This is a genomic window from Flavobacterium shii (genome assembly GCF_025847235.1).
Taxonomy (GTDB): Bacteria; Bacteroidota; Bacteroidia; order Flavobacteriales; family Flavobacteriaceae; genus Flavobacterium; species Flavobacterium shii.
This window is the reverse complement of the sequence record NZ_JAOZEW010000001.1, coordinates 351,706-378,155: the sequence shown is the minus strand read 5'-3', so window position 1 is coordinate 378,155 and position 26,450 is coordinate 351,706. Positions and strand designations below refer to the sequence as shown.

General features: G+C 35.9%; 25 protein-coding genes. 2 read left to right on the top strand and 23 right to left on the bottom strand.

What is annotated here, in order from left to right:
- Positions 1-150 precede the first annotated feature (150 nt).
- Positions 151-1,371: a site-specific integrase gene (locus tag OIU83_RS01560; protein ID WP_264204523.1), complete on the top strand. Its 1,221-nt coding sequence runs from the start codon at positions 151-153 to the stop codon at positions 1,369-1,371.
- Between the two features lie 68 nt (positions 1,372-1,439).
- Here OIU83_RS01560 and OIU83_RS01555 read toward each other — a convergent pair whose 3' ends face one another.
- From OIU83_RS01555 to OIU83_RS01440, 23 genes are all read right to left on the bottom strand, one after another.
- The gene (locus tag OIU83_RS01555; RefSeq protein WP_264204522.1) at positions 1,440-1,730 is read right to left on the bottom strand and encodes a helix-turn-helix domain-containing protein; all 291 of its coding nucleotides are present in this window, start codon (positions 1,728-1,730) and stop codon (positions 1,440-1,442) included.
- Positions 1,731-1,791: 61 nt separating this feature from the next.
- The gene (locus OIU83_RS01550; protein WP_264204521.1) at positions 1,792-2,229 is read right to left on the bottom strand and encodes a hypothetical protein; all 438 of its coding nucleotides are present in this window, start codon (positions 2,227-2,229) and stop codon (positions 1,792-1,794) included.
- A 338-nt stretch (positions 2,230-2,567) separates the two neighbouring features.
- Complete coding sequence (locus tag OIU83_RS01540; RefSeq protein ID WP_264204519.1) at positions 2,568-3,626, bottom strand: hypothetical protein; 1,059 nt, start codon at positions 3,624-3,626, stop codon at positions 2,568-2,570.
- Positions 3,627-3,655: 29 nt separating this feature from the next.
- Complete coding sequence (locus OIU83_RS01535; RefSeq protein WP_264204518.1) at positions 3,656-4,462, bottom strand: hypothetical protein; 807 nt, start codon at positions 4,460-4,462, stop codon at positions 3,656-3,658.
- Positions 4,463-4,489: 27 nt separating this feature from the next.
- A complete protein-coding gene (gene traN / locus OIU83_RS01530; RefSeq protein WP_264204517.1) occupies positions 4,490-5,335 on the bottom strand; it encodes a conjugative transposon protein TraN in 846 nt (281 codons plus the stop codon).
- A gap of 17 nt (positions 5,336-5,352) precedes the next feature.
- The gene (gene traM, locus OIU83_RS01525) at positions 5,353-6,648 is read right to left on the bottom strand and encodes a conjugative transposon protein TraM (RefSeq protein ID WP_264204516.1); all 1,296 of its coding nucleotides are present in this window, start codon (positions 6,646-6,648) and stop codon (positions 5,353-5,355) included.
- A 4-nt stretch (positions 6,649-6,652) separates the two neighbouring features.
- Complete coding sequence (locus tag OIU83_RS01520) at positions 6,653-7,027, bottom strand: hypothetical protein (protein WP_264204515.1); 375 nt, start codon at positions 7,025-7,027, stop codon at positions 6,653-6,655.
- Positions 7,028-7,160: 133 nt separating this feature from the next.
- Positions 7,161-7,769: a conjugative transposon protein TraK gene (gene traK / locus OIU83_RS01515; protein WP_264204514.1), complete on the bottom strand. Its 609-nt coding sequence runs from the start codon at positions 7,767-7,769 to the stop codon at positions 7,161-7,163.
- A 31-nt stretch (positions 7,770-7,800) separates the two neighbouring features.
- On the bottom strand, positions 7,801-8,997 hold the full coding sequence (gene traJ / locus OIU83_RS01510) for a conjugative transposon protein TraJ (protein ID WP_264204513.1): 1,197 nt from the start codon (positions 8,995-8,997) through the stop codon (positions 7,801-7,803).
- A 13-nt stretch (positions 8,998-9,010) separates the two neighbouring features.
- Positions 9,011-9,646, bottom strand: a complete 636-nt coding sequence (locus tag OIU83_RS01505; protein ID WP_264204512.1) for a TerB family tellurite resistance protein — start codon at positions 9,644-9,646, stop codon at positions 9,011-9,013.
- Entirely contained in the window at positions 9,643-10,272 is a 630-nt protein-coding gene (locus tag OIU83_RS01500) for a hypothetical protein (RefSeq protein ID WP_264204511.1), read from the bottom strand. Before OIU83_RS01500 ends, OIU83_RS01505 begins: the two co-directional genes overlap by 4 nt.
- A gap of 15 nt (positions 10,273-10,287) precedes the next feature.
- Positions 10,288-10,977, bottom strand: a complete 690-nt coding sequence (locus tag OIU83_RS01495; protein ID WP_264204510.1) for a conjugal transfer protein TraI — start codon at positions 10,975-10,977, stop codon at positions 10,288-10,290.
- Positions 10,978-10,987: 10 nt separating this feature from the next.
- Positions 10,988-13,456 (bottom strand): TraG family conjugative transposon ATPase, encoded by a 2,469-nt coding sequence (locus tag OIU83_RS01490; RefSeq protein WP_264204509.1) that lies wholly within the window; start codon positions 13,454-13,456, stop codon positions 10,988-10,990.
- 39 nt (positions 13,457-13,495) lie between these two features.
- On the bottom strand, positions 13,496-13,813 hold the full coding sequence (locus OIU83_RS01485) for a DUF4133 domain-containing protein (protein ID WP_264204508.1): 318 nt from the start codon (positions 13,811-13,813) through the stop codon (positions 13,496-13,498).
- A gap of 10 nt (positions 13,814-13,823) precedes the next feature.
- Positions 13,824-19,394, bottom strand: coding sequence for a helicase-related protein (locus tag OIU83_RS01480; protein WP_264204507.1), 5,571 nt, complete (start codon positions 19,392-19,394; stop codon positions 13,824-13,826).
- Positions 19,395-19,432: 38 nt separating this feature from the next.
- The gene (locus OIU83_RS01475) at positions 19,433-19,861 is read right to left on the bottom strand and encodes a DUF1896 domain-containing protein (RefSeq protein WP_264204506.1); all 429 of its coding nucleotides are present in this window, start codon (positions 19,859-19,861) and stop codon (positions 19,433-19,435) included.
- Between the two features lie 11 nt (positions 19,862-19,872).
- Positions 19,873-20,211 carry a DUF4134 domain-containing protein gene (locus OIU83_RS01470; protein ID WP_264204505.1) on the bottom strand — a complete coding sequence of 113 codons (339 nt, stop codon included), beginning with the start codon at positions 20,209-20,211 and terminating at the stop codon, positions 19,873-19,875.
- Positions 20,212-20,351: 140 nt separating this feature from the next.
- Positions 20,352-20,909, bottom strand: coding sequence for a hypothetical protein (locus OIU83_RS01465; RefSeq protein ID WP_264204504.1), 558 nt, complete (start codon positions 20,907-20,909; stop codon positions 20,352-20,354).
- Between the two features lie 197 nt (positions 20,910-21,106).
- The gene (locus OIU83_RS01460) at positions 21,107-21,655 is read right to left on the bottom strand and encodes a hypothetical protein (protein ID WP_264204503.1); all 549 of its coding nucleotides are present in this window, start codon (positions 21,653-21,655) and stop codon (positions 21,107-21,109) included.
- 30 nt (positions 21,656-21,685) lie between these two features.
- Positions 21,686-22,366 (bottom strand): hypothetical protein, encoded by a 681-nt coding sequence (locus tag OIU83_RS01455; RefSeq protein ID WP_264204502.1) that lies wholly within the window; start codon positions 22,364-22,366, stop codon positions 21,686-21,688.
- Positions 22,367-22,455: 89 nt separating this feature from the next.
- Positions 22,456-23,358, bottom strand: a complete 903-nt coding sequence (locus OIU83_RS01450) for a helix-turn-helix domain-containing protein (RefSeq protein ID WP_264204501.1) — start codon at positions 23,356-23,358, stop codon at positions 22,456-22,458.
- A gap of 21 nt (positions 23,359-23,379) precedes the next feature.
- On the bottom strand, positions 23,380-23,556 hold the full coding sequence (locus OIU83_RS01445) for a hypothetical protein (protein ID WP_264204500.1): 177 nt from the start codon (positions 23,554-23,556) through the stop codon (positions 23,380-23,382).
- A gap of 89 nt (positions 23,557-23,645) precedes the next feature.
- Positions 23,646-24,383: a hypothetical protein gene (locus tag OIU83_RS01440; RefSeq protein ID WP_264204499.1), complete on the bottom strand. Its 738-nt coding sequence runs from the start codon at positions 24,381-24,383 to the stop codon at positions 23,646-23,648.
- A gap of 350 nt (positions 24,384-24,733) precedes the next feature.
- Between OIU83_RS01440 and OIU83_RS01435 the strand changes: the two genes are divergently transcribed.
- Entirely contained in the window at positions 24,734-26,407 is a 1,674-nt protein-coding gene (locus tag OIU83_RS01435) for a helix-turn-helix domain-containing protein (RefSeq protein ID WP_264204498.1), read from the top strand.
- Positions 26,408-26,450 lie beyond the last annotated feature (43 nt).

Genomic DNA, 26,450 nt, shown 5'->3' with positions numbered 1-26,450 from the left:
GTGTACCTATTGGTGTACCTAAAAAAAATCAGGCTTTTTTTTGATTTTAGGTACACTAAAAGTTGTGAATTCCCCAGGAATTCCCTGTCAACTCTAGGCTCTCGCAAAATTTTTAAATCAATTTGAGTATTAATTTAAAAACTAGAAAGCATGTTAAAAGTAATTTTTTATCTAAAGTATGCCAAAGTTGGCAAAAACGGCGAATCACCAATATTCGCCCGTATTTCGTGCAAGAACAAAACAATTTCAATGAGCACTGGAAAATTTATCTCGAAAGAAAGATGGGTATTCACTGGCAATCTTAGAAATGTCCTGAAACTAGAAAAAGAAAAGGTTATAAAAAATTTCATTGATCTTTTTCAGCTTCATGCAGAAAAAAAATTCGTTGAACTCTTTAAAATGGATCCTGAAGTTTCATTAGAATTATTAAAAGCAGAACTGGCAGGAAAAACAAAAATCAAAACCAGACATATTACAATTCTGGAAATACTGGAGAAGCACAATAAATTTTTCGCAAGAAAAGTAGAAGCCGGCGAAAGATCCAAAGCCTCCTTTCAAAAGTATGAAAGGTCTTATGATCTGCTTCGAAATTTTATTAAAAAGCACTACGGAATTGATGATATGCCAGCTGACGATATATCAAGTGGTTTTGTCTTCACTCTTGAAGAATACCTAAAATACGAAAGCTCATTTAAAGGTAAGGTCGGGATAAAAAACAATTCTATAGTCAAATACATGAGAATGTACAAAACGGCTTGTAAATACAACGTGAGAATGGGTGTAATAGATAAAGATCCATTTAGTGTTTATGATGGCAAACTACATGTGACTGATGCTATATTTCTTACTCAGGAAGAATTAGACCGAATTGAAAGCAAGAAATTTTCAATGAAGCGTCTGGAACGCGTAAAAGATGTTTTTCTTTTCAGCTGTTACACAGGTTATGCACCTGTAGATGCGGCTAATCTTACCTCAAATAATATATCTACCGATGGTAAGGATAATCTTTGGATAATGACCAATAGGGCAAAAACAACAATTCGGGCAAATGTACCTGTTCTTCCCCCCACCTTGATGATAATTAATAAATACAGGAACATGCAAATTGGATTAATTCCACAAATATCAAATCAGAAAATGAATGCATATCTTAAGGAGATAGCTGACCTTTGCGGCATTGATAAACATCTTACCTGGTATGTAGCAAGGCATACATTTGCTACAACAGTAACATTAGGCAATGGAGTTCGCTTAGAGAATGTTTCTGCAATGATGGGGCATACAAATATTAAACAGACCCAGCATTACGCGAAGGTTTTGGATATAAACGTAATGGAAGATATGGCAAAATTAAAAGAGAAGTATGCATGAAAAAAAGAGGCTGCCTCAGTACTGAGGCAGCCTCTTTTCTTTTGTATTTATCTCTAAACTTTTATTGTTTATTGTCCGTTTTCGATAAGTATCTTTTCAATTTTGTTTGCTTCATATAAGAAAATATCACCTAGCTTAGTATAAGGAAGTATACCTGTTTGACGGTACTTAATAATTGTATTGTTCGAGAGTCCAAATATTTTCTTTAGATCTTCATTTCTATAATATCGTAAGCTGTCTTTCGTATAATTCCCCTTTATTTTAGCATCTATTTTTTCTAGTCTGGTATATAAGGGATCCAGCAATTGTTTGATTGCTGCTATATAGGAAATTTGTGTTTCTTTACCTTCTTTAGACATGATCAATTGTTATTAATTGTGAATAGGAAATTGATTGTTTTGTAATTTTTGATTTTGAAGACTACCAACAAATTAGTTTTTCCCTGCGTTTTTCAAGAATGCTAATTATATTTTCAAGAAATCTTATTTGTTTGTCTTTATAAGTAAATCCTTTGGATTCTGAAAATTGCTTACTTATTGTATCTATAGTGGTTTGAAACCCTGAATCCCCTATGTAGGTGAAATTTTCTTCTACAAAAAACTGAATTTCGCTTCTATTATGTTTTTCATCGCGATCATCAAAAAAGATAATCTTCTCATCCATTAGAATATAAAATAATTGTGCCAGATCACTCTTATTCAAATGTGTACTGCATTTCTCTTTCCCAAGGTGATTCGAAGATATTTTCCTTTTCTTTAGGTTAGTCCTGTTATCCTCTAAAAGTCTTTCTATAGCTTCCATTTTTCCATACAATTCTGTAACTGCCTCTGGAAGTTCTTCAAATGTGAATTTTTTCATCGTACAATCACTTTTGCAATTTTAGCCCTAACTCAGAAGTTGAAGAAAAGAAATATATTTTACTTCTCTTGTATTTGTTGTGGGTCGGCTCATATCTGATATAGCCGTATTCATTTAATTGTCGCATGCACTTATGATACGTTTTGGGAGAATAGATTTTAGCGATTGCTATAATCTCAGACCTGTATACCAAAATAGGGTTAATAAAACCGTTATCTGCCCTGAATTGGAGTAGAGCAGCATAGAGTCCAATATGGACAATACTAATTCGCTCATCTTTTTTTATAGCTTCAAAGAAATCTGATAAAGGTTTTAAGGGTTCCATAGGTTTATGTTTTTCAACTTATTCGCATACCATTATGTTTAGAATGATTTTCTTGTTGAGTTTCATTTGTTTTTTGCATTTGCTTTACGGTTTCAATTGTCTTGTTTCCTAGCGCAGTAGCTAGTGTTACTTTTCTGGAGTTCTGATCATAAATATTCACTGATTTGAATTGTGGATTTGCTTCAATGTAAAACTGATGGTCGTTTCCATTTTTTGTTAAGGTTACGGATTGTCTGTTCCCTTGTTTTAAATTATTCAGTAATGTTTCTGATTCCGTTTTATTTAAGAGGTCTTTTAATGGCAATTGCTGAATAGCTTTTTGAAGATCGTAACCGTAGCCGGAATGAAATTCTTTTATGCGATGATTTCCATGAGAATCCTTGTCATTGAGATCTAATTGAATCCACGTTCCTTGTTTTTCAATGGCTCTTCCAGCTAGGAGATTATATGCCTGTGTAGTATCGGCAGAATATCCGTCCCGTACTTTGAAATATTGACTTCTGTTTTCTTCAGGTTTAGATTCATTTTGCAAAGTAGTTTTGTAACCTTGAAATTGATAGCGTCCCGTTTCGTCTTTCACAAAAGACAACTCATGATCAAGCCTCTCTTTTTCATTAACATAATACGATACTGGGATACTGAACTGGGGATGTCCCTGACTTACGTTTTGGTCAATAACATTCGATAGATTAGGAAAACCAATACGCTGCACCTGTTCATGCAGCGTATGGTTATTTTTTTCCTCTTCTTTTACATCCTTGCGAACAGCAATTTGATCTATGAGTGGTGCAACAAACAGCTTACGAATAAGACGTACTAATACATTGGGATAAAGTTGTTTTAACATCTTATTCTTCTCCTGCTTGAGTATCTGCAAAGCAAAACGTTCCTCCAAATTTTTAGTTCCCTTATACTTTGTTCCAATACGCTCGTAATGATTGAGCTTTTCTTTAAGAAGTGATCTATTGTTTGAAAGACTAAAAGAAAATAGTTTACTGAAGCGTTCTTCCCTGGAGCGCCATTGGCTTAGTTCCATTTCTACTCTGTTATTAATGGGAAGTTGATCGTTCATAACTCAAATTTTGTTTGTTATATTTTCACTTACATAGAACTGGATTGACTTTTCCTTTTTTTCTTTGCTTCCTTCGGTACTTCAGGACCATCATCGTCGCTAGTTTGATTTTGCTTTCTGTTGTTCTGTTTTACGGAAACTTCTTCACCTTCCGACTGTTTTTCCTCCTTTGCATGACGATTACCAACACGTTGGATGTTTGAATCGTACACATTGATTGTCTTAAATTGTGGGCTGGCCTCGATATATTGCTTGACTTCAATACCCCCTTTTAAGAAAGTAGCAGATTGTAGGTTTCCCTTTTTCATAGAATTAATAAGATCTTCTTTATACTTTGGATTTTGCAATTCCTTAATTGGATGCTTAGACAAGGTTGCTTCCAAATCATAACCGTAGTTTTGGTGGTATTGGTTTAACTTAAAGTTGCCAGTAGTATCATCTGCTTGTTTAAAATCGATCTGCAACCAGGAATTGTGCAGTTCTCCCTCTTTATTGATAAGGTCTTTATTCACCGCTCTTCCTTCCATAAGATTGTAGGCTTCTTTCATAGTGATGTTACTCGCTTTATTGATATAAAAAGTTTGTTCCAAAGCCTCTTTTGAATCATCTTTGTGCAGTTCCACTTTATAAGAGTTAAAGAAATATATATCACTTTCAGTTGACTTCTTGAAATTTAATGTAGCCTGCGCTGTATCATCACCATATTTCGCCGTATAATTTAAAGTGAAATTTGGTTCTTCCTTTTGCATATTTTCCTTCAACTCGCTTTCCAATCCTTCACCGAAACCGGTGTACTTAACTTGGTCTTTTAAGTATTCAAAATTTTTCTCGTTCATGATTACTTTCTTTAAATGATTAATAGTTTATAATTTTGGCAATACAGTTACCTTGACCAGCTTTGTGTTTTTCACCTTAAGTTCCAAATGCCTGCCACCGTTTTTTTCCATGAGCTGTATGGCAAGGTATTTTTTCTCTGGAATTGTGAATTTTGGTAGCGCAAATACAAAGGTATTTTCCGCTTCTCCCTCTATTTTGGGTTCATTGTTGAGAACATAAAGTGGTGTAATTTCGATCTCCTGCGAGGCAGTTCTCTTGACTTTTTTAGTATCTCGAATATAGAAACGAAGCTGATCAATGTCGTAATTGATTTTAGAGGTGTTCGTTACATTTATCCTGTAATACATGACATCATCGCGAATAAAAATTCCATTGAGTGCAAATGCGATGTCATATTTACTTTCTCTTTCACCGTATACTTTTTTCTTATCATAATAAGCTAGTTTGGAATATTCTTCAACATCCTGATCATTGATATTCTCTTCAGAAAAGTAAATTTCTTGTTCTTTGGGTTTACTTTTATTTAAAGTGAGATTCAATTGTGGTGACTGCTCATCATAATTTAATATGAAAGAATAGAGTTTTCCGTCGGCAGTAACCACTGTAAGGTTTGTTTGGAAAAAACCTTTTTGAGCAGCCTTGATCTGAAGAATGTTCTCAAGTCCTTTTGCTTTTTGTACCAGTATGTCCTGGCTTCCCTTGTCTACACTCTTAATGGCAAAAGGAAATACGATGTTGGTTGTTTTAGAATAGGCTATCAGTAAAGAATCAGCCTCTATTTTCGAAAGACGATTTTTAGTTGATTGTTGTGCAAATGCACTGATGGTAATAAGTAATACATATCCCATCATCCATAGATTGAAGTTTTTCATAATGCTAATTTTAGTTTTTAATTGGAATCTTTTTGTTTCTGTTTTTCATCACGAAGTAATACCTGATAACCAGACTTTACAACTACTTTGATTAGTTTTACTTTTTTACTGAGAAGACTTTTGGCAGCTTCAATACCAGCACCAGCAGCTTGAGATCCCCATGAATCGTCAAGTGAGGTAACACCAAGGGTTTGCATGGAGCGATCAGCGGATGCCTTTGCAACATCGCGATTAATTGCTCCAGGTATATAAATTCCAGAGAGTCCATCCATGTCGTAAACTGCTAAATCAACTGGGAAAAGCGAGTTGTTATACCTAATACTATTGATCTTAATTGCCAGTCTTTCTCCTTTTAAAGATGCGGTGCCAAAAAGGAAGTTATCTTTTGGTATTTGTATACCATTGATGAAAATATCATTGACAAGACGCAATTTAATTGTAGCACCATTGACAATCGTCTGTGTTTGGTGAATGACCGCTTCGACTGCATTTTGTATGTAATCAATAGTTTCGGCTTGATCAAAGGAATAAAATCCATTGTGTTTAGATTGTCCTCCGAAAGTTGCCGTTTTTGCTGGGGTGTTTTGCAATGAAGAAATGTTATCTTCTTTGGTTTTAGTGGCAATCGCAAATACCTGACCCCGCTGTTGTTCTGAAGCTTTCCTTAATTTTTGCTGAACCCTGTCGGGATGCTGTATATCTAGTATGCTTTCGAGCATTCCGCCGAGCTGTTGCATTTCGGGATCCTGATCGCTGGTTTGGCTATTCATGGATTGCATCATTTGCTCTAATCGGTCTACATCACTGGAATGCATTGAAGGTTCACTTGATTTTGCATACCTGTTGAAATCCCTATTTTGCACTGGAGTCGTAACGGGTGCATTGATTGCTTTTTGTAATGCTTCCAACTTCTTATGTATTTTTTCTTCGTTTGGATCATGGGACACTGATGTGTTCAAACCAGTTCGCCCTTTTTTGTCGTTGGACTCATTACCATCCAGAGTAGAATCAATTGGAAAAGACTGACTCAAATAGTTGGGATCTTTTTTTATGAGTTCGTCAAGTTTTGCAGAGTCAAGAGCAGCCTGATCGTAATAATTCATTTTGTCTAATGGAAGACCTTCTTTAAGATTGGCATTAGGAAGTTTTATATTAAAACCTTTTTGCTCTGGAGTAGCTAAATTAGCGGCATCCATTTTTCCTCCACCCAATGCCCAAAACATAGTAGTTATAAAGGGCAGCACTAGTAAAGGCAATACCAATAACATTTTACGCTGTTTCATTACTTTTAGTGATTTTGTTTGTTGTTCCATGATATTATTTTTTTAATTGAGATTCATAATAATACTCTACCAGTTTGAGACTGTCCAATAGTCCAGGACGAAATCTGACTATACTGTCATAGGTTTTTTTTCCTGTTGGACTGCGTTCCAGACTATCCATGTGCCTGCGGAAGAGAATAATATTTTCAAATTCGGTTGTACTTATTACCGGATTTAGCTTCACCGTTTCATACTCGAATGGTACCGCATTTGTTGGTTTGATAATTGGTGTTATGGAGATGTGTCGAGTTGCATCACCTGTGATACTCTTTACAATCAGGTAAATGCTACAAGCACCGGTAAGGATTGTAAAACAAAAGAGGATTGTAATCCAGGTCAGCTGTGAAAAATGCGACGTTTTACGCTCCAACCAATTGGCACACTTATGTTGTAACCTCAGATTTGCTTCATCAAATCGTTGCCACAGACTACTTCTAATAGTCTGGACAGCATGACTTTTTTTGCTATTTCTTTTAAAAGTGAATTTCATAATCAGTAGTCTATTATTTTCTGTTTTCCGTACTTAAATCTCTATTTTCAATAGTGTTCCATCGCTCTATTAAAAAACCGTGTGGGTTGTTGTCGCTTCGCGATACATTGCGAAGATTACCTTCTGTTATCAGGTTTCGATAAGCAATACTGGTTGTTCGTATAATGTTTTGTGTAGCATAACATCGAAACGCATACGGATAATTATTGATGTCAATAGTCACACTATCAATCTTTATCGTCTGGCTAACGTTCCCAGATATGATACCGGAGTAATAGCCGTTTTCTTTTAGATCGTCATAGATTCGCTTGGCACTTTCGTCGGCCAGATAAAGTGCCTTGGTAACATTACTTTTGATTACTTTATCATCAGGATCGAGGGTGAAGAAGAATTGGTGAAATGTCTTTACATGATCCCGTGCCTCGATAGGTATATTATCCTTTCTGTCCGAAGCATAGGCTTCAAGCGCTTTTCCATTAGCCAGTATGTATACTTTGTTCTGCATTTGCGATACCAGGCTAAAACTCTTATAAAGAGAAAAGCAACAGATTATGATGCATCCACCAATTACCAACATAGTAAAGCCACGCACATGGCGAAAAGCCGTATCTATATTTTTCATTTTGCTAAACATGATATTTCTATTTTTTGGGTTATGAATTGCCTTTTAACTTATCACCCATATAACTGTCCTTATCTTTAAAGTAAGGAGATGAACTAGCAGAACCGGACATACTTTGATACATACGTCCTGCGGCATTGCCCATTGCGTCTGCTGCCATACCAGCTCCTTGAGATGCAGTATTGACGACTGAATTTGCCGAGTTACTGAAAATGCTGGTTGCTTTTTGCCCCAGTGCCCCACCGCCACCGGCATGAACAATATAATTAGCGACAGAAGGGACAGTGAAATATCCAATGATTCCTATAATCATAAATACTAAATAAGCTACGTCGGTACTACTAAAGAAAGTGTCTCCTTGTTCATTGACTTGACCAATATCAAGCTTTAGCATGTTTTCCTGAATTTTTCCAATGATACTGCCGAATATATTAGCAACAGGTAGCCACAGATAAATATTGATATAGCGTGCCAGCCAGACGGTAAGGGTATGCTGGAAACCGTCAAAAACAGCAATCCCAAACACCAGCGGGCCTAAAATAGAAAGCACCACTAATTGAAAGGTTCGTAATGTATCGATGCAAAGCGAAGCAGCTTCAAATAAAACTCGTAATACCTCGCTCATCCATTCTTTTACAGAATTTCGAAAATTATAAGAGACTTTACTCATGGCAAACTTGATATCATTTCCAATACCAGTAAGCATTCCCTGGTCGTTCGGGTCTGCACCAGCATGGGTATATCGGTGCCACTTATCCTGATCCCCACTTCCGGTTGCCCCCACATACATTTTCCACGGATCCGTTCCTTTGAGTACTTCTTCTTTTTCTTTAAGCAATCGTTCAATGGCTTTGTTCGATCCTTCCACCATTGCGGCAGTTGCAGTTACAGTAGGTTTCATGACACCATTAATCATGTACAATACCGAAGGAAAAATCATGATGCAAAATCCAATCACAAACGGACGGAACAGTGGGTAGAAGTCTATCGGTTCTGCACTGGCTATGTGCCTCCAAACTCTGGAAGCGATATACCAGATAGCTCCAAACCCAGCAAGACCCTGACCAACTCCCAACAGATTATTGCATAAAGGCATCATCTCATCGTACAACTGCTCGAGTACGCTATGAAGGCTATTCAAGTCATCTGCCATTCCTTGTGCGTGACTCGTAAAAGGTAACGCCAACCCTAGGATGGCAAGTAATGCCCCCTTATTTATCTTTATCATAATAAGTAGTTTTTTAGTTATTGGCTTTGTAAATGCGACGCATTGCATTTACATCATTGTGTTCCTTTGCTCGCTGTATGACCAGAACAGAAGTAGTATTGTTGAAGTTTCTTAAGAACAATAATTTGTCCTGCATATCCGCATAAATTTTATCAATAGATGCTAATCGCTCATCATCTGACATGCGCATTTTATTAGCAGTAATCACTGTGGTGAGTTCATCAATATTCCTAAGACTTTGTTTAAACAGATTTGCATAGACTTTTTCTAGGTAGGCAATCTCCTCAGGATTGAAATTCCCGTTGCTTCTGAAGCGATCAAATGCTATCTTATATTCCTTTACCAAAATAACCTGATAATTGATAATGTCTCCAATGCGCCTGTAGTTCCTCACCGTAGGGCTAACTTGCATCAGAGCATCAAGAAATGTTTCATGAAGGCTGAAATTCCCCTGAGATAGATCTTTCACCGTATTATAACCGCCAGTAAGCATCTCGTAGCCTTTTTTCATATCCTTTAGGATCTGTCTGAACTGTGCTAGTTTTTCTATATTTAAAGCCAGCTGCTGTATTTCCTGCATTTGGGCAGTAACCCGAAAAGGCAGTAAAAAAAGAACAGATACAATTCCTATAATTAGTAGCTTTCTCATGGTAAGACAGTTTTAAAACCACTTAACGAGCGGCTGGTTTTTACATCATTTAATTCTTTTGCCCTTGATAGTGTCAACAATTTGGTTTGATTACTAAATCCTTCACAAAAAGTAGCATTCTCCAACATATTTTGGTAGATAAAATCAATACGTTTTATACGCTCGTCATCTTTCATTTCAAGCTGTCCTTCTGTTACAATTGTTAGGAGCTCATCCATATTGTCATCACAGTTTTCAATAAGGCGTTCAAATACTCGCCTGATATAATCCACTTCATCGCCATGAAACAAATCATCCTGTTTGACTTGCTGATAAATCCGATTATAACTTTTCATGATCTTTACCTGAAGTGCTATAATTTCTGCAACTTTTGTGTGCTTTTTTATTTTTGGATTAACATGAGCCAACGAAGTAAAATAATCAGCATGAAGGTTAAGTTCTCCTCGTTTGAAATCGCCTATGGCATTTAATCCCTTTTTTGCTACAGCATACCCTTTTTGTGCATAGCCTATATACATTTTAAGAGCCGCAATTTGTTGCAACAATACTTTCTGTTGGCCAGCCTGCGCATATAAGTTTCCTGTTGTAAATGCTGCAAAAAGCAGCACTAAAAATATTTTTTTCATTTCTTTCTTGTTTTATTACGGAATCCCGTAAAATTTCTTGAGCGAATTGACATCATGCTGTGTTTTGGCCCTTTGAAGACTGAGCAATATGTTCTGTCTGTTGAAGAGGGTCAAGTCATCATAATTGGCATCAATCTGATCCGCAGCGCTATTTATAATTTCCAGTCTTTTGGCATCACTCATTTGGGTGGTAAAAGAATCAAGGACTAAAAATATTTGATCGATATTTTTTAGACTTTCATTTAATATTCCGGAATAAACCCTTTGCATATAATCTAGTTCATTCGTATTAAAATGTGCATCCTTTTGAAACAAGTTCCAGGCTCTTTCGTATTCCTCAACCAACCGAACCTGCTTTTCACTAATGTCTTTGATACGTTGGTAATAGGTAATAATGGATTTGACTTTTGCCAGTTCCTCATAATAATCCTTGTAAAGTTCTTTTTGTTTTTGTGTCCAATCGGAAATCTCCTCCAGTTTCAGTTTAGATAGGATATTTTCTATTTTCTTCTGTGCATTCTGAAACCAGATTGTTTTGTTCTGTAAGCGCTGAATCCGAAGGTCAATTGCCTTAATTGCTTTTTTGATGGCTGCCTTTACCGCACCGATAATGGGCAGGGCTGCAACGGTTTGTGCAGGTCTCGCAGGTGTACTTGCCAGCAATAGGCAAAGCAGGCACACCAAGATCTTTCTCTTTGTTTTCATAACTTTTAATTTAGTTTCCATTTCTCATGTCTATTGCTAGTGCAGCAATACCTTTTCTAATGTCACCATCAAATTTTTTGGCATATGCCTGCACTTTTACTTTTTCAGTTTCTTCAGTGGTATAGGCGAGGTATTCTTCAAGGGATACTTCGGTGCGGTACACTTTAGATTGCATACCGCCTAGAGAGATAAATACTTCCTTGTACTTTTTATCAGGATCATTGGCTTTGTTTACAGAAAGTACAAGTGCTTTTTCCTTTTCAGTAAGTCCAAGTAGTTCCTGGATCTGCTCAAACTTATTTTGATATTTACTCTGATCTAACAATATCTTGCAGTCGCTATTATTGATGATAGCCTGTTTTACAACAGGTGACGAAATAATATCTTCTACTTCCTGAGTGACTACAATGGCTTCGCCAAAGAATTTACGCACAGTCTTGAACAAATATTTTATATATTCGGCCATACCTTCTTTGGCAATGGCTTTCCAGGCTTCTTCAATTAGAATCATTTTTCGAATGCCTTTTAACTTGCGCATTTTGCTTATGAATACTTCCATGATGATAATGGTTACTACAGGAAAGAGTATTGGATGATCCTTAATGTTATCTAACTCAAAAACAATAAAACGCTCTTTTAAAAGATCAAGATTTTCAGTAGCATTAAGCAGGTAATCAAATTCACCTCCTTGATAATAAGGTCGTAGTACATATAGAAAATTGTTCACATCAAAATCTTTTTCCTTAACCTTATCACCCTCCAGTATTTTTACAAAATCATCTTTCAGAAAATCATAAAAAGTATTGAAACAGGGAAACAAATCGGAATTGCCGTCTAGTTTTTCATAATACAATTGCAGTGCATTGGAAAGTGCCACATATTCACTACGGTTGAAAGTTTCATTGTCTTTTTTCCATAAAGCCAGTAACAATGTTTTAATACTTTCTTTTTTCTCGGTGTCCAGTATATCACCCTCGCTTATATAAAATGGATTGAATTGGATCGGATTCTTTTCATCATAAGTAAAGTAATAGCCACCCACCATATCACATAATCCTTTGTAGCTGTGTCCAACATCAACCAAAACAACATGCGTTCCTTGTTCATAGTAACTTCTAACCATATGGTTGGTAAAAAAAGACTTTCCGCTTCCCGAAGGACCAAGTATAAATTTGTTCCGATTGGTACAGATTCCCATCTTAACAGGTTCGTCACTAATATCGACATGAACCGGTTTTCCTGTTAAACGGTCTCCCAATCGAATCCCAATTGGACTAAGAGAAGAACGATAACCAGTTTCCATGTTCAGAAAACACGCCGCTTGTTCTGCGAAAGTGTCGAAAGTATCGTTCATCGGAAAGTCTGCTGAATTTCCCGGAATGCCTGCCCAAAATATCTGTGCAGCGCCTACCGTTTCTTGTTTTGCGGCTGCATCCATTTGAGCCAGTGCAGACGATACTTTATTTTTCAGGTCTTTCAATTCTTCTTTATCCTGAGTCCATATCAGTACATTAAAATGTGCTTTGACAGGTAAACGCTGCTGGCTAAACGCTTCATTCAAGAAATCATTAGTTGCATCACGAGCAATAAGATTCTCTCTACTGTAGGCGGATAAGGATTGCAATCGTAGTCTCTTGCTTTCGAGTTTTTGCAACGTCTTTTGAAAATCTTCTATGAAGATGTACTGATTGTAAATGTGATTACAGGAAAGTAACTGTCCCAGTGTTGAGGCAAATCCAATACTAAACTTGGTTTTATCTGTAGAATACCTGTCGTAGTTAATTCGGGAACCACATAGGGCAGGTAAGTCGGCAGCATCTCCTAATGTATAAATTTGACAATGTTTGTCTCCAACCTGTAAGCCTTCATTAAAAGCAATATCTTTAAAAACAAACGAGTTTTCTTTTTCAGACAAAAAGCAATACCGTTCGATAAGACCAATTTTCCTGTTATGGCTTCTGAGGTCATCGTTTTTAAGACGAGTTAATTTCACAAAGCCGCTATCTTCCAATATGCGCGCGAACTGACCGGTGCTATCAATAAATTCCTGACGTAGTTGTTCCTTCATCGCTTCTTCAGGAACAATGGAGGTTCGAAGTAAATTCGAAAATAATGAACTCGACGTTTTTCGCCCTGCTGGTTTTTTGGTTAAAAAAATGTAACAGGAATGATCTAAAAACGGACGTTCATTAAAAAAACGCTCACTGCTACGGGTAAGAAAGCTATTGTCCTCATTAATAAAATCCGGTTGGAACTTATTGTCTATAAACCAGTCCTGCTTATGGAACACACTAAATTTGGGAAGCAACTTAATTGCTTTAAGCCATGTCTGATGGAATGCTTCATACTCCTGATCCGACAAGGTAAATATCTCGGGTAGTTCCGCCTTGAAAACCACCGTTACATCTCCTTGTTTTGAAAGTATACAGTCGTGCTGCACATCCATAATCGGTAAAATATCATCTATCATCTTTTCCATCTTCCTATTTATTTACCTATTGTTAATTTGGAACAAATCTCATTTGTGCATCATAAATATTTTTCTGCTCTGGGATTTCACAGCTTTTGGAACTTGTCGTTTTGCAAGTGATTTCATCATTCCAAACTCTCCATATTTGTGGCTCATTTTGTATATTTTTAAAACCAGCAACGTACCTGATATCCCGATAATTCCAATGCAGAGAAATGATGGTAATCCTACTATATACATGGCTGCAAAAAGGATCATAAGTACAATAACACCCCCACCCAAATACCATATATACTGCGCCTTAAGTCCCCGAAACTCGATGCTTTGGTTTATTCCCTTGTTAATTTGATAGACACTATTTGACATATTATACTATTTAAAATTTCATCCTGCTGTTACGTCTCATTTCGGAAAATGCACGTTGCTGCCATTTATCACCATCACCCTCAACTGCTGTAAAATGTGCAGATCCTTCCTTATTCGTTACTGGTAATTGAATTACTGATACCACACCAGATGCTATAGTTTCTTCTGCGGTACTGCTATCTTGGGGATTGCCTTGTTTGAGTTGATTTTCCTGAATCTTTAAGGCAATTTCTCTTTCGAGACTAGACAACTCAATTTTCATTTGTTGCAACTCATTCTCTTTGCTAAAGGGTTTCGCTACTAATTTTTGTAAATCTGGTAACTGCCTTTCAATATCTTTGATGGTTTTTTGATACTTTTCCCTGAGATATTCTACTCGATCAATGGCACTGAGAAAATGACGGGCTGCCAATTTTGGGTTATCTATATTTGGAGTACCACCATTAATAGTATATTTAATCCCATCTTCTAAGCGCTGTGCATAAAAGCTGTTGGAGTAGCGGTATTGGTACAATCCATCACTTTGATAGGCTTCGCGTTCTCTTTTTATATAGAGTCCAAAATCATATAACTTCCCAATCTGTTTGGATTCATTTTCTCCTTCTGGAGGTTTCCAGTCTTTATACAGCGTAATTATTTGTTTGCCAATATTTTCGGAGTCCTGCATTTGAAAACCATATAATTGCAGCGGATTTGCTTTGGTTCCATCCGGTTCGTACTTCAGGTTCTTTTTGTAGAATCCATCATCGGCAATGAGTTTATCCAGTGTTTTGGCAGTCACCAATTTTTCCTCAAGTAAATATTCAAGCTGATACTTAGTTCTGGAAGCTTCCTTGTAATGTGCCTTTTTAAGGCTTTCCATTACCGCTACTTTTTTTTCTAATTTTGATTTTTCCAGTAAAGAAGTATCACCTGATAATACTGCGATATATTCCGAAAAGTTCATTCCGCTTTGCTCGTCCATCGCTCCTTCGTCAATGGTCCTAACATTAAGTTCACAGTTTTTCATCTGACTGATAAAAGTCTGTTTGTTCTTCAATAGATTGAATTTATAATTGTCTAATGATTGCTCAGTAGCATAGATGAAATTCTTTACTTTATTGCCATAATGCTGTTTGGCAATTTCATTTCCTTGTCTTCCCCCTCGGCCGTTACGCTGTCCCAGATCTGAAGGTCTCCAGGGAATATCAAGATGATGCATGGCTACAACACGCTTTTGTACATTAAGCCCCGTACCAGCTTTTTCTGTGCTTCCTAGCAAAATACGTATTTCGCCAGTGTTCATTTTGTAAAATAGTTGAGCTTTCTTTTTATCGGTCCAATCGTGTATATAGGTAATTTCGTGGGCAGGGATATTAAAATCCGTTACCAGTTTATCTTTAAGTGCATCATACATATTAAAGGCATCCGGCTTAGGTGTCCCGATATCCGAAAAAACGATCTGAGTGCCTTTATGCTCCATAGAGGTATTGTAAAATTCAGCTACATTTCTAGCGCATGTATTGACTTTATTATTGGGATGATCACCATATCCTTCATCTATCAAGCGCATATCGGCAGCCATCTTTTTGGCGTAATTGGTAGCAATTAGCATTCTTCCTTTATCTTCTTCTCTAGTAAGAGGTGCTCTCCCGATCAGGGTTGCATTACCGGTTTTTGCAAACTGCATAAGTTGGACAATAAACTCACTTTGCTCCGGCGTTGGACTAATATTGACAAGCTGCTCATCAATTTCAGGTTTGTCCAGATGAATATGTTTTGCCGTTTTATAGTCAGTAATCTCATTGTAGAACAAGGCGAGTTCGGGAACTTTAATAAAATGACGAAAACGCTCTTTGGCAATAATCTCATTAGTAACTGAAAATTCAAAATCAGTTGTTTTTCTGGCAAAAACGGAAGCCCAGCCGTCAAAATTTTCAATATGTTGGCGTTCCATTTCTTTAGGGCGCAGGTATTTGAAAAGCAAATACATTTCGGTAAGACTGTTGGAGATTGGGGTTCCCGAAAGAAAGGTCACACACAAATCGGAGTCAAATTTTTCCTGAAGCGTGCGTACTGCAAATAACATATTAAGCGCCTTTTGGCTTCCCTGTATATTTCCAATTCCTGCAACACGATCATGACGGGTAGTGAAGGTTAGGTTCTTGAATTTGTGTGATTCATCCACGAACAAGTGATCAATACCCATTTCTCTAAAGTTGATGCCACTGTCTTTTTTGTCTTCTATATCGCTCAGTACTTTTTTTAGTTTACCATCGAGATTGTTTTTTCGTATCTCAAGACCTTTTAATATTTTTTTTGATATATCCCCACCTAAATCTTTTGCTGTATCAAGATCTCGTTCTACGTTATACAGTTCATTTTGCAGTATCTCTTTCTGGATTTCTGGTGACTGTGGAATTTTACCAAACTGATCGTGTGTCAAAATGATGCAATCCCAGTTGTTGTTTTTTATTTCATGAAATAACCGTACTCTTTTAGCTGGAGTAAAATCATTTTCTCCAGGAGCTAAAATCCTTGCATTGGGATATGCCTTGCGGTAAGTCGATGCTATTTGATCTACATTGGCATGCAGCGCCAGTATTGCAGGTTTATGTATAATTCCTAATCGCTTCATTTCATTGGCAGCCACAATCATAGTAAGTGTCTTACCAAGTCCAACCTCATGATCGATTAAAGCGCCACGGTTCTGAATGATACGCCATGCAGCATTCTTTTGAGAGCTGTATAAGTCTTCAATTTCAAGTGCTTTTTTATCCAAGCCCGGAAAACTGAGATGGCTGCCATCATACTCACGTAATACATAACAGTTGAATGTATTGTTATACAAATTTTCCAATTCATTCTTATCACTTACTGGTAATTCCTGTAACCATTCAATAAACCCATTACGGATGTTCTCGATTTTTTGATGTGCTAGTTGTATAGCTTCATTGTCAGGCAACCGTATGGGTTTTCCTGCTGGTCCATCCACCTCATAAGTAAAGAACGGAGCCGTATTCTCGAGTGCATGTTCTAGTATGGTGTAGCCATAAGTGGTTCTCCCACTTTTTGGAGTTACTGCAAATTCCCTATCTATTTTAGTATTATGTCCTGTGCTAACTTTAAAAGTATCCAGTGATGGGAAATAATTAATTTCAGTTGCCTGATCAAATAATTGTCTGGCAAAATTTTCATAGTAATGAATGGGAATCCATCGCTCCCCAAGGTTAAAATCAAGTAACTCAAATGGAATGCGCTCTGGCTGTACTTTTTCCAGCGCCTGCATTGCTTTATAATATTGCATATTTTCAGGATATTGCTGTACTGCATTTTTAGCCTGTTGCAATTTTTCTACTACATTACCGCTTAGATACAAATCTGAAGTCTCCCAATCCTGACGTATCGGATTTAGATAAATATGCTGGTTAAGACTTTCTATGGCTTCATTTTCTTCAAGTCCAGTTGCAGCAGATATAAATCCTAAATCCACAGTTCCTTTTTCATTTAGGCTACGGGCTAATGCTTCAACCGGATCATTTGTATAATAACGTTCCTGTTGTTGTACTATAGATTCACTTAGGATATCGGACTTCACATAACGTTCTCCTTCTTTACGTTCCAGTGAAGAAAGGATAGTGAAGCCAAAAGCGGAATCCTGCATAATTAGCCTGCGATTCTCAGCGCTGTTAAGAATACCGTACTGAGAAACAAACTTTGTATAATGCTGATCCAGATTTTCACGGACTTCCTTACTTGCAGCTTCATCCGATTGTTCTTTTTTAAATAGCTCTAAATAATTATCTCGAATCCTAATATAGGAATCGTAAAATTTCAGATTGCCTTGTGATGCTAATGGAAGAAAAAAAGCCTGTTTGTGCTTGCTATTGGTGTCACTTATAATTCCTATAGCTTCGCCAAGCCTAACGAGTGTTCCTTCTTTATAGAAAGGTTTGGATGAAAGATTTTCTTCATAAAGCTGTCTTTCTAAATAAAAGGCAGATTCAAGTATTCTATCTCCTTGATATACATAGGAGTGGTCATATTCTTGAAGAGTATTGGACAGCGCCAATAGTTCATGAGGCAATAATCCGCCATTCATCCAATTGGCTGAAAAACCATCAATTTCTTTTACATTAGAATACAATTTATAGAAGTACCTATTGGACTTGTTTTGTTTGGCGGTAATAAGTACCACATTTTCATGTGATGGATTATCTTTTGTGCAGATTGTACTGAGTATTCTTGCCGTTTTTTTATCCACTACAGTTTCATCGAGCGGATTTATATAATCCATCGCGCGGTTGATATTCTCCGCTGGTGCAGTATCAAACAATCCCAGCTGAACGGAAATACCACTTGCTTTACTTTCCGGCATAGCCAGGTAGGTGAATTTTTTTCCGGATATTTCAGGTTGATGAATGATACCAATTTTTTGAGCCAACACAAAACGCTCTAAACTGAAATTATCTTTTAGTCCACTAGTAATATTTTGCGCCAGAGGATTTGCAACAGAATTAATGTTACCACTTTGTCTGACGCTTTGATGCGCCTGACCATATTGGTTTTTACCTGCGAACACTTCATCTCCAATTATGAGTTCTGGTCGATTGTGCAGGTATTTATTGGTATTGTATTTTCCAAACTCATTTTCCAGTTCAACAGTTTGCAGCAGTTCATTTTCTTTTTCAGACAATGTTTCTTTGTGTTCATTTTTCTGAATAATAAGCAAATGATTGGGGGCATCTGTATTTCCTGTTTCCTTCATTAGGTTATCTGGCATAACGGCTACACTTACAAAATCTGCATTTTGAAAAACGTATGTGCGGACACCTTGATTCGAAGGACTATTTAAAAAACCGTCAGTCGTGATATAAACCATAAGACCGCCATCCGCAAGCTTATCCAATCCTTTTGCAAAGAAATAATTATGGATTTTTCCAGAAATTGCTTTATCGGGATAGGCTGCATCATAAACTGAAAAATTACCAAAGGGAATATTGCTCACTACCAGATCATAACTGCTATTATCATTTGTGGGTGCTTCTTCCAATCCTGTAACATGTGTGGTACTTTTTATTGTCAGCGTACTGTTTAATGCCGAAAGAACCAAACCGCTCAATTTGTCTTTCTCTGTAGCCGTAATTTGTTCCAAATTTGGAAAAGCCTTGCCTGCTTCAGTGATAAAAATACCTGAACCGGCTGATGGTTCGTATAATCTTTTGGGACTTATGCCTTGTTCTTGCAAAATAGTGTACAGGGTTTTGGGCACAATTTCCGGAGTGTAAAATGCCGTTAGTACACTGTTGCGTAGCGAAGAAACAATCGCATTATAATCCTTTTCAGAATAGTGTTCCTGTAATAATTCGTGCAGACGAGTCATCTCTGAATGCAGCTTCAAATCTTCGTTAGTTGCTCCGGATTTTATCCAGTCTTCGATTGTACCATTAGGATACAATACAACCTTGATTCCCCCAAAGCCAGCATATGCCATAAGAACAGCAACAGCTTCTTCCGATAAAGCATCACCTGGTTTCCATTGCATGGCAATGGAAATAGCCTTGATATTGGCACTTAGTTTTTGGGATAGATTGTACGCCATAATTACTCCTTTTCATACTACATATTGCTATAAATAGCTCAACTTAGATAGTCAGCAATCTGACCTATTAGGGTATTCCTTAGTGTAGGATCTTCTTCATTTTCTTTTGTAAAACCGATAGTTTCAAAAATGGGCTTGCAACTTTCTATAAGGTTGATTACCTCATATGTGAGAATGCCTGATTCCTGAAAATCGGAATAGCTTTCCTCAAACTCTTCTTCCAAGAGGTTCTTGATATATAGGAATCGAGATGGCTTTAAATCTTCAGTAAGTAGATTGAGACAAATTTCTTCGATGATGTAAGCAGGTATGTTGTCTGCTTGCATTTCCTCTATAATGGATAGTACACCATTTACTTTTTCATTGAGGTAATCTGTTACCAGGTACCCTTCCTGAAGTGTAAACATCAGATCGGGATTGTTATGGATGATATAGAACCATAACTTTTCTTTCAGAAGATTTTCCATAGCACCGCGCTTTAAATACCGAAGAAGGATTGAATTACAGTGGCAACAACCACTAGAAAAACACAACTGCCAAACCAGGCTGCAGCCACTTTTCCAGTATCAGGATCACCCGCATTCCATTTTTGATATACCTTCACAGCTCCTATTAATCCAAGTAGTGCTCCAACGGCGTACATAAGGTCGGTACCGGCGTCGAAATAACTTCTAACCTGTTGGTTCGCTTCATTGATTCCCGCAAGTCCATCTTGACCGTAGCTCTGATAATTAAATACCAACAATGCAAGGATGATAGCAGCAATCGCAAATTTGTGTGGTGTAAACTTTCTAAAATTCCATTCGCATTTTTTCATGACACATTATTTTAAAGTTCAAATAATTAGGTAAAAAAACGGAGGAAGTTACCGCTGTCGCAATTCCTCTTCCTGTCACATAAGCCATACCGCGCCGGGACGGACAGGGGCATTTCCTCCGTTAAAAAAATTGTAGTTTTTTAATTCCATAATCCTTCCGCTTCCTCCTGGCTTAGAGTGACTGCATCGAGTTTGTCACATTCTGAGACAATTAGTTCACTAACTGAAGGGCTAAAAGAGGAATTTTTGATTGTTGGGTATTCCGCAAGAACTAATCTGAGGTAATCCATGAATTCTTGTTTCAGAAGCTTTCTTTTAGCAGCATTTGCGATAACACTTTTCAATCGCTCTACTAAACCATCCACCTGCTGAAAAGTGGAATCAAATTCTCCAAATGAAGATTGTGCAGCATTAGTTTGTAGTGCTTCCTGAGAATTTAGCATTGCTTGGGATTCGTAAGAATTTGTATCCCCTAATTCTCCCATTGGACGTTTTCGTTTTCCAGTTACAATTTCTTTGATGTCATTTACGTAAAATCGTAAACCAACAAATAAATACCAACTTGCTACTAGAAGGACAATTACAACTATGTAATGGGTCCATGAAATGTTTGTAAACATACGCTCTGTAATTTTATCGTTTAACATTAGTTCCTTGCAATCCGAAAAGAGGGAATAGTTCCAAATCCGGATGTTCATAATTACAGGGCAAAGAAACGCTGGTTGAATCCCCGCTACAAGTCCAACTTTTTGTTGTACCCCAGTTGTACCCCGTTGGACCCCCAGTAAAATCAGGTAGAAAAAAAATAAAAAAAAGTAGAAAAAATAAAAAAGCCTCCCGAATGGGAGGCTAATTTGATGATCAAATAAACTATTTTAGGATGGTTATCTTTATCCTAATATGATAAAAATTCAATTTCCGACTTTTTATCCATTAGTTGCCAGCCATCATCGGTTCGTAAAAAATAAGCTTCATGATTCACCGTATCTCGCAAGCCATTTTTCATAGCAGCAGCAAAATCATTTTTTCTTCGAATTGTAGTATATTCCACAATTGCCTTATTTCCAGAACTCATAATTCTGATTGCTCCAATTGCTCCAAACTCTTCATTTGCAACTTTTACACGTTGTATTTTACTTATTTTATCATCTGCCGTTGTCGGCAGTAAGTAAGGTTTTGCTGCTGAGGTAAAGCTCACAAAAGAAGTTGTATCTCCAAATTTCTTGCTTTGAAGTACTTTTACAAATCCTTTTTCTACGAGTCCTGATTTAAAAATTGTGTATGCATGAGCTGGATCATTGCAGAAAATATCATGGTCAACAATTTTAGGATAACGTTTTTTGTCTATAATAAGTTCGGTAGCCAATTTCTCATCTAGCTTTTTAGGTTGGCAGCTTGTGATTATAAGAATCACTGCGGTAAGAATAAAGGGTAATTTTTTCATGTTTCTAAATTTTAAATTATTAGTATTCAGTTAATATTCTTTAATCTGTTTAATCATGCGTTCCAATGTTTCAATGACAATTTCCTTATCCCGCTCTTCAGCAACATAAGCTTTACTACGCATGGAATCATACGAAAGATTTACTTTGTTTGGTGTAGACAAGAAAGGAACAATCGTTTTAAATAAATGATTCATTGATTTTGAAATGAGAATTTTTAACTCATCAGAAGCGCGAAGTATTAATGCTGTCTGATCTGTAGAAAGTTGGCATAAAACTTTACCAGAAGGATAATCTATCACCATAGTGCGATTTGTCTTCCTTTCAATAACTTGAAAAGGTTCACTTAGATAATTTGCAAACCTTGACTCTACAAAAGTTATTAGCTCATCTAAACAAGAAAATAAGGTAGATGTAACTTCCCTTAGATTATCCGTACTGAAAGTGCTATTACTGTTTATTTCGATTATTTTGTCTTGAAGAAAAAGCAATGTAGAATAGTAGTTCCCAACTAAAATTTTAATCTGTTTTTCCTTGGTTAAGGAAAATACCTGGATAGTGAACTGTGATTGAATAAATAAAGTTTGCTGGGTCGCTTTTTCAATAATCTCTCTTGATTGAATTGTAGTAATCATAGTAAGATCTGTTTTATTTGGATTAAGAGTTGAAGTCACCATTAGGTCAATCCATTCTAAAAGATAGGTTTGAGTCATTCTTTTTACTTTTAATTAGTAAATAGTACTCTAGACTTGCAGCCTCAGTACTCTAAAGCAATAGAACATTACTAACCCGGTCAAAACAATTATTTCATAGTATTCTCAATATTTAAGCTTAAACGGTATTCACTAGGGGACAGGGAAGTATGCTTTTTAAAAAAATTACTAAACAAAGAAGAATTGCCAAATTGCAATTCTTCTGCTATATTAATGATATTTAAATCCTCCTTCTGAAGCAGGTGTTTTGCTTCCAGAATTATTGCGTCAACAATAAATTGCTTGGCTGTTTTTCGGGTACCATCCTTGACAATTTTTGTAAGGTGATCTGCTGTTATGCATAACTCAGCAGCATAAAATTTTACTCCATGTTGTTCTTTATAGTTTGTTTCCAAAATTTTGAAGAATTGTATCATCATTTTTTCTTTAAGGCTGTCTTTTATGTTCAATTTATAATACTTATTGTATTTTTCTGTTACTTCATAAAGAAGTAAACTAAAACTATGAAGAAGAACTTCTTCTTTAAAAACCTGTTTATTTGTTCGTACAGCTTTGCGATGCAACAGTTCAAAAAGAGAAATTAAGTGCAAAGTATCCTTATTCTTAAGTGAAATTTTGAAAGGGTATTTAGCAATAAAAAACTCAAAGTATCCCATATGTGACCTACTTATACTGTTTTCATAAGCAAACTCTTCGCTAAAAGATAACATGCAAATTTGCAGTGGATTGGTTTTATGTTGAATTTCAAAAGAAGCTTTGAGAGGAACTATGATAATATCATTCACAAATAGGTGAATTTTTTCATCGTTCATTTTAGTACAGAGTGAACCTGAATTTACCATTAGTATGGAAAAAAAACTGTCTTTAAATAGTCCATTAATTGAAATCTTAGATGTGAAATTTTCAAGAACAGAGACTTTTAAACCTAACTGCGGATTAATTAAATTTTTATTTCCCACGATAATAACCTCTAATAGATTTTTAGCTTTCAAGTACTATGAATAAATTTCCACTTACTTTAGAGACGGCTCATGTATGTTTGAGTACTTTACCATCAAAAAAACAGCAACAAAGAACATGTTTGAAACCGTAGTTCCGAAGAAAAGAAATGCCACATTCCTCGGATTACTACCCTTCAACTCGCCATTGGCGAGATAAGCAATTACTTCATCATAGCTTAGTAAGTCCATGATGAAGTAAAGGCTGACAAGATTGAAGACGATTAACAACACACAAAAAATGCATATTAATTGTTTTTCAATCAAAAATATTCGCTCCATCATTTGGTTAGAATGTTTTTTTGGTTGCTAACACCAATTATAACTGAGGCGGTAACTGCCTTAAACGAATTGTCTATTGCACCTATTACTCCTCCAATTAGATTACCTGTAGATGTTTTCCAATCGGGATCTTTTCGTTTCTTTTTAACTTGAATAAGATATCTTGCAATAGATGTCGCACTCAAAATTATTTTCTTGTCAAGTGCAGTAAATTTTTTATTATTTATAACAGAAGCTTCAAACAAAACAATAGTTTGATAAATTAATTCATAATCTTCCTTTTCTAATAACAGTAACGAATCAATAAAATCGGAAAGGCAAAGTTTTGCGCTATTTGTCATAGCTGATTTTGAAAGGCTTTGGTCAAATTTGACCATAGGGTTTCTTAAAATTTCTTCAATTTCTTTCGGACTTATAAGAGAAGTGTCATTTCCCATGTTTAAGGTGGCTAACTCTTTGTTTTGCAAAGCTATTTCATTGACGCGTTGGCTAATCCTAAGGATTGTAGTATCAGTGCTGGTGTCCAACGTTTCATAGATCTCGAGAATAGCATTATGTGCTTTTCCAGCAGCATCGTATGGATTGGCTGGATTAGCAGGGTCTCTAAGAATTGAGCTTTTCGAATTTAGAGCCGTTTTTTTTGAAATATTTTCAACGCCGGTTGTAATAATTTGTTCATTAGTACATGAGATTAGTAGCGATGGTAAAATCACTAGCCATAACGATATTGTTTTCATGATTAAGATGTGTTAAATGTGGCTGACTTTTTTTGGTCAGTTCATTTTACCCAGGTAAGCAGAACTTTAATTTAGCACGATGCTAAATTTTTTTTGCTTTTGAATTCGAAGCAAAGCTAAAAGGAGCATTCCGGTTTCACAACACAATAGGTATGGATTTTCGATAATAATGGTATGGATTTTCCGAAAATCCACACCTCTTTTTTAAAATTATTCGCTAGTAATCAATTGTTTATGTTATATTTGAGGGAATTTCTCGCAAAATCACCTTACACGATTTCTAAAGGCTTAAATCTTGGAATGAAAAATGATTTTGTAGAGAAAAAGATTCCTCATTCTTAATTGAACCGATGATTAAAGTGGTCCTCTTATTACTATCTCTTTGTTTGGTAGAACAAATTAACGCGCAGAAAACTGATTTCAGATTTTCTGATACGCTTCGTGATAGGAGCTATGATTATCTTTATGAACGAATCGAAAAATGGGAAAAGGACAGTAGTAAACAATTGTTATACCTCCAATACTTTTTGCTTAAGGCTAAGCAGGAAAAAAATGCTAAGGAAATAATAAATGGTTACAGAAACTACTTATTTTATCTACCGGAAAAATTAAAGCTTGTGTATGCCGATAGTATGATCTCTACGGCGGTAAAATCAAAAGACAACGCATTAATTGGGTCTGCGTACCTATCTAAAGGGATTGTGTATTACGGACAAAAGAAACACAGACGAGCTTTGGATAATTATTTGGTTGCCAATAATTTTATATCCCAAACCAACGATCAATATTTAATTTATAAAGTGAAATACAGTATTGCCAGTATAAAATACTATTTGGGATTTTATAATGAAGCCATATCATTGTTCAGGGAATGTATTGATTACTTTAAAACGGACAAAGAAAATGACCGTGCCTATCTAAACTCAATTCATTCTTTGGGGTTATGTTATAATAAAATTGGAAATTATGGACTATGTACAGACATTAACAATCTGGGATTAGTTGAAGGGAAACGACTTGGTAACGAAGAAATGAAGGATTATTTTATTCATTCAGAAGGTATCAATGAATATTTTAAAAACAATTTGTCAATATCTATTAAAAAAATAACTTATGCGCTTCCAACGTTACTGCAAAACAAAGATTTTGGTAATGAAGCTGTGGGTTATTTTTATATTGGAAAAAGTTATTGGGATCTTAAAAAAACAAACTTAGGGTTGTCGTATTTTAAAAGAGTGGATAATATATTCGAAAAAAAAGGATACATCCGACCAGACCTTCGAGAGAATTTTGAGATTCTCATTGATCACTATAAATCAAAAAAGGATCTTAAGCTACAACTTCATTACATTAGAAAACTGATTAAGGCTGACAGTATTTTAAATAAAAGATATCGATATTTATCAGGAAGAATTCATAAAGAATATGATACAAAACAATTGTTAGCTGAAAAAGAAAATATTGAAACTTCTCTTGAGAATAGAAAATACAATGATCTAATTCTTACAAGTATTATAGTTGGTTTATTTTCATTACTATTATTTATAGCATACAGATACATTAGAAATAAGCGCGTTTACAAGCGTAAGTTTGATGAGCTTATGAAAAAAAACGAAATGCCCAAAACAGAAGGCAAAAGTATACAGTCCAATGTACTGGATATAAATCCTGAAACGGTCAATTCGGTTCTTAGTCAATTAGAAAAATTTGAAAGAGAAAAAAAGTTTTTAGAAAAAGATCTGACATCAATAAAACTTGCTGTTGCTTTTGATTCTAATGCCAGGTATTTATCAAAAATAATACAACATTATAGAGGTAAAAAATTTGTAGAATATATCAATGACCTTAAGGTGGATTATTTAATCAGTCAGCTCAAGGAAAATAAGCAGCTAAGAAAATATACGAATAAAGCACTTGCCGAAGAAGTAGGTTTTAGCAGTACACAACGTTTTGCAAATGCTTTTTTTGCGAGAACTGGAATGCCGACTGCTTATTTTATTGAGGAAATAAAAACGAGATTATAATATTTTGGTACATTATTATAATCTCATTTTATTTATGCGTCAT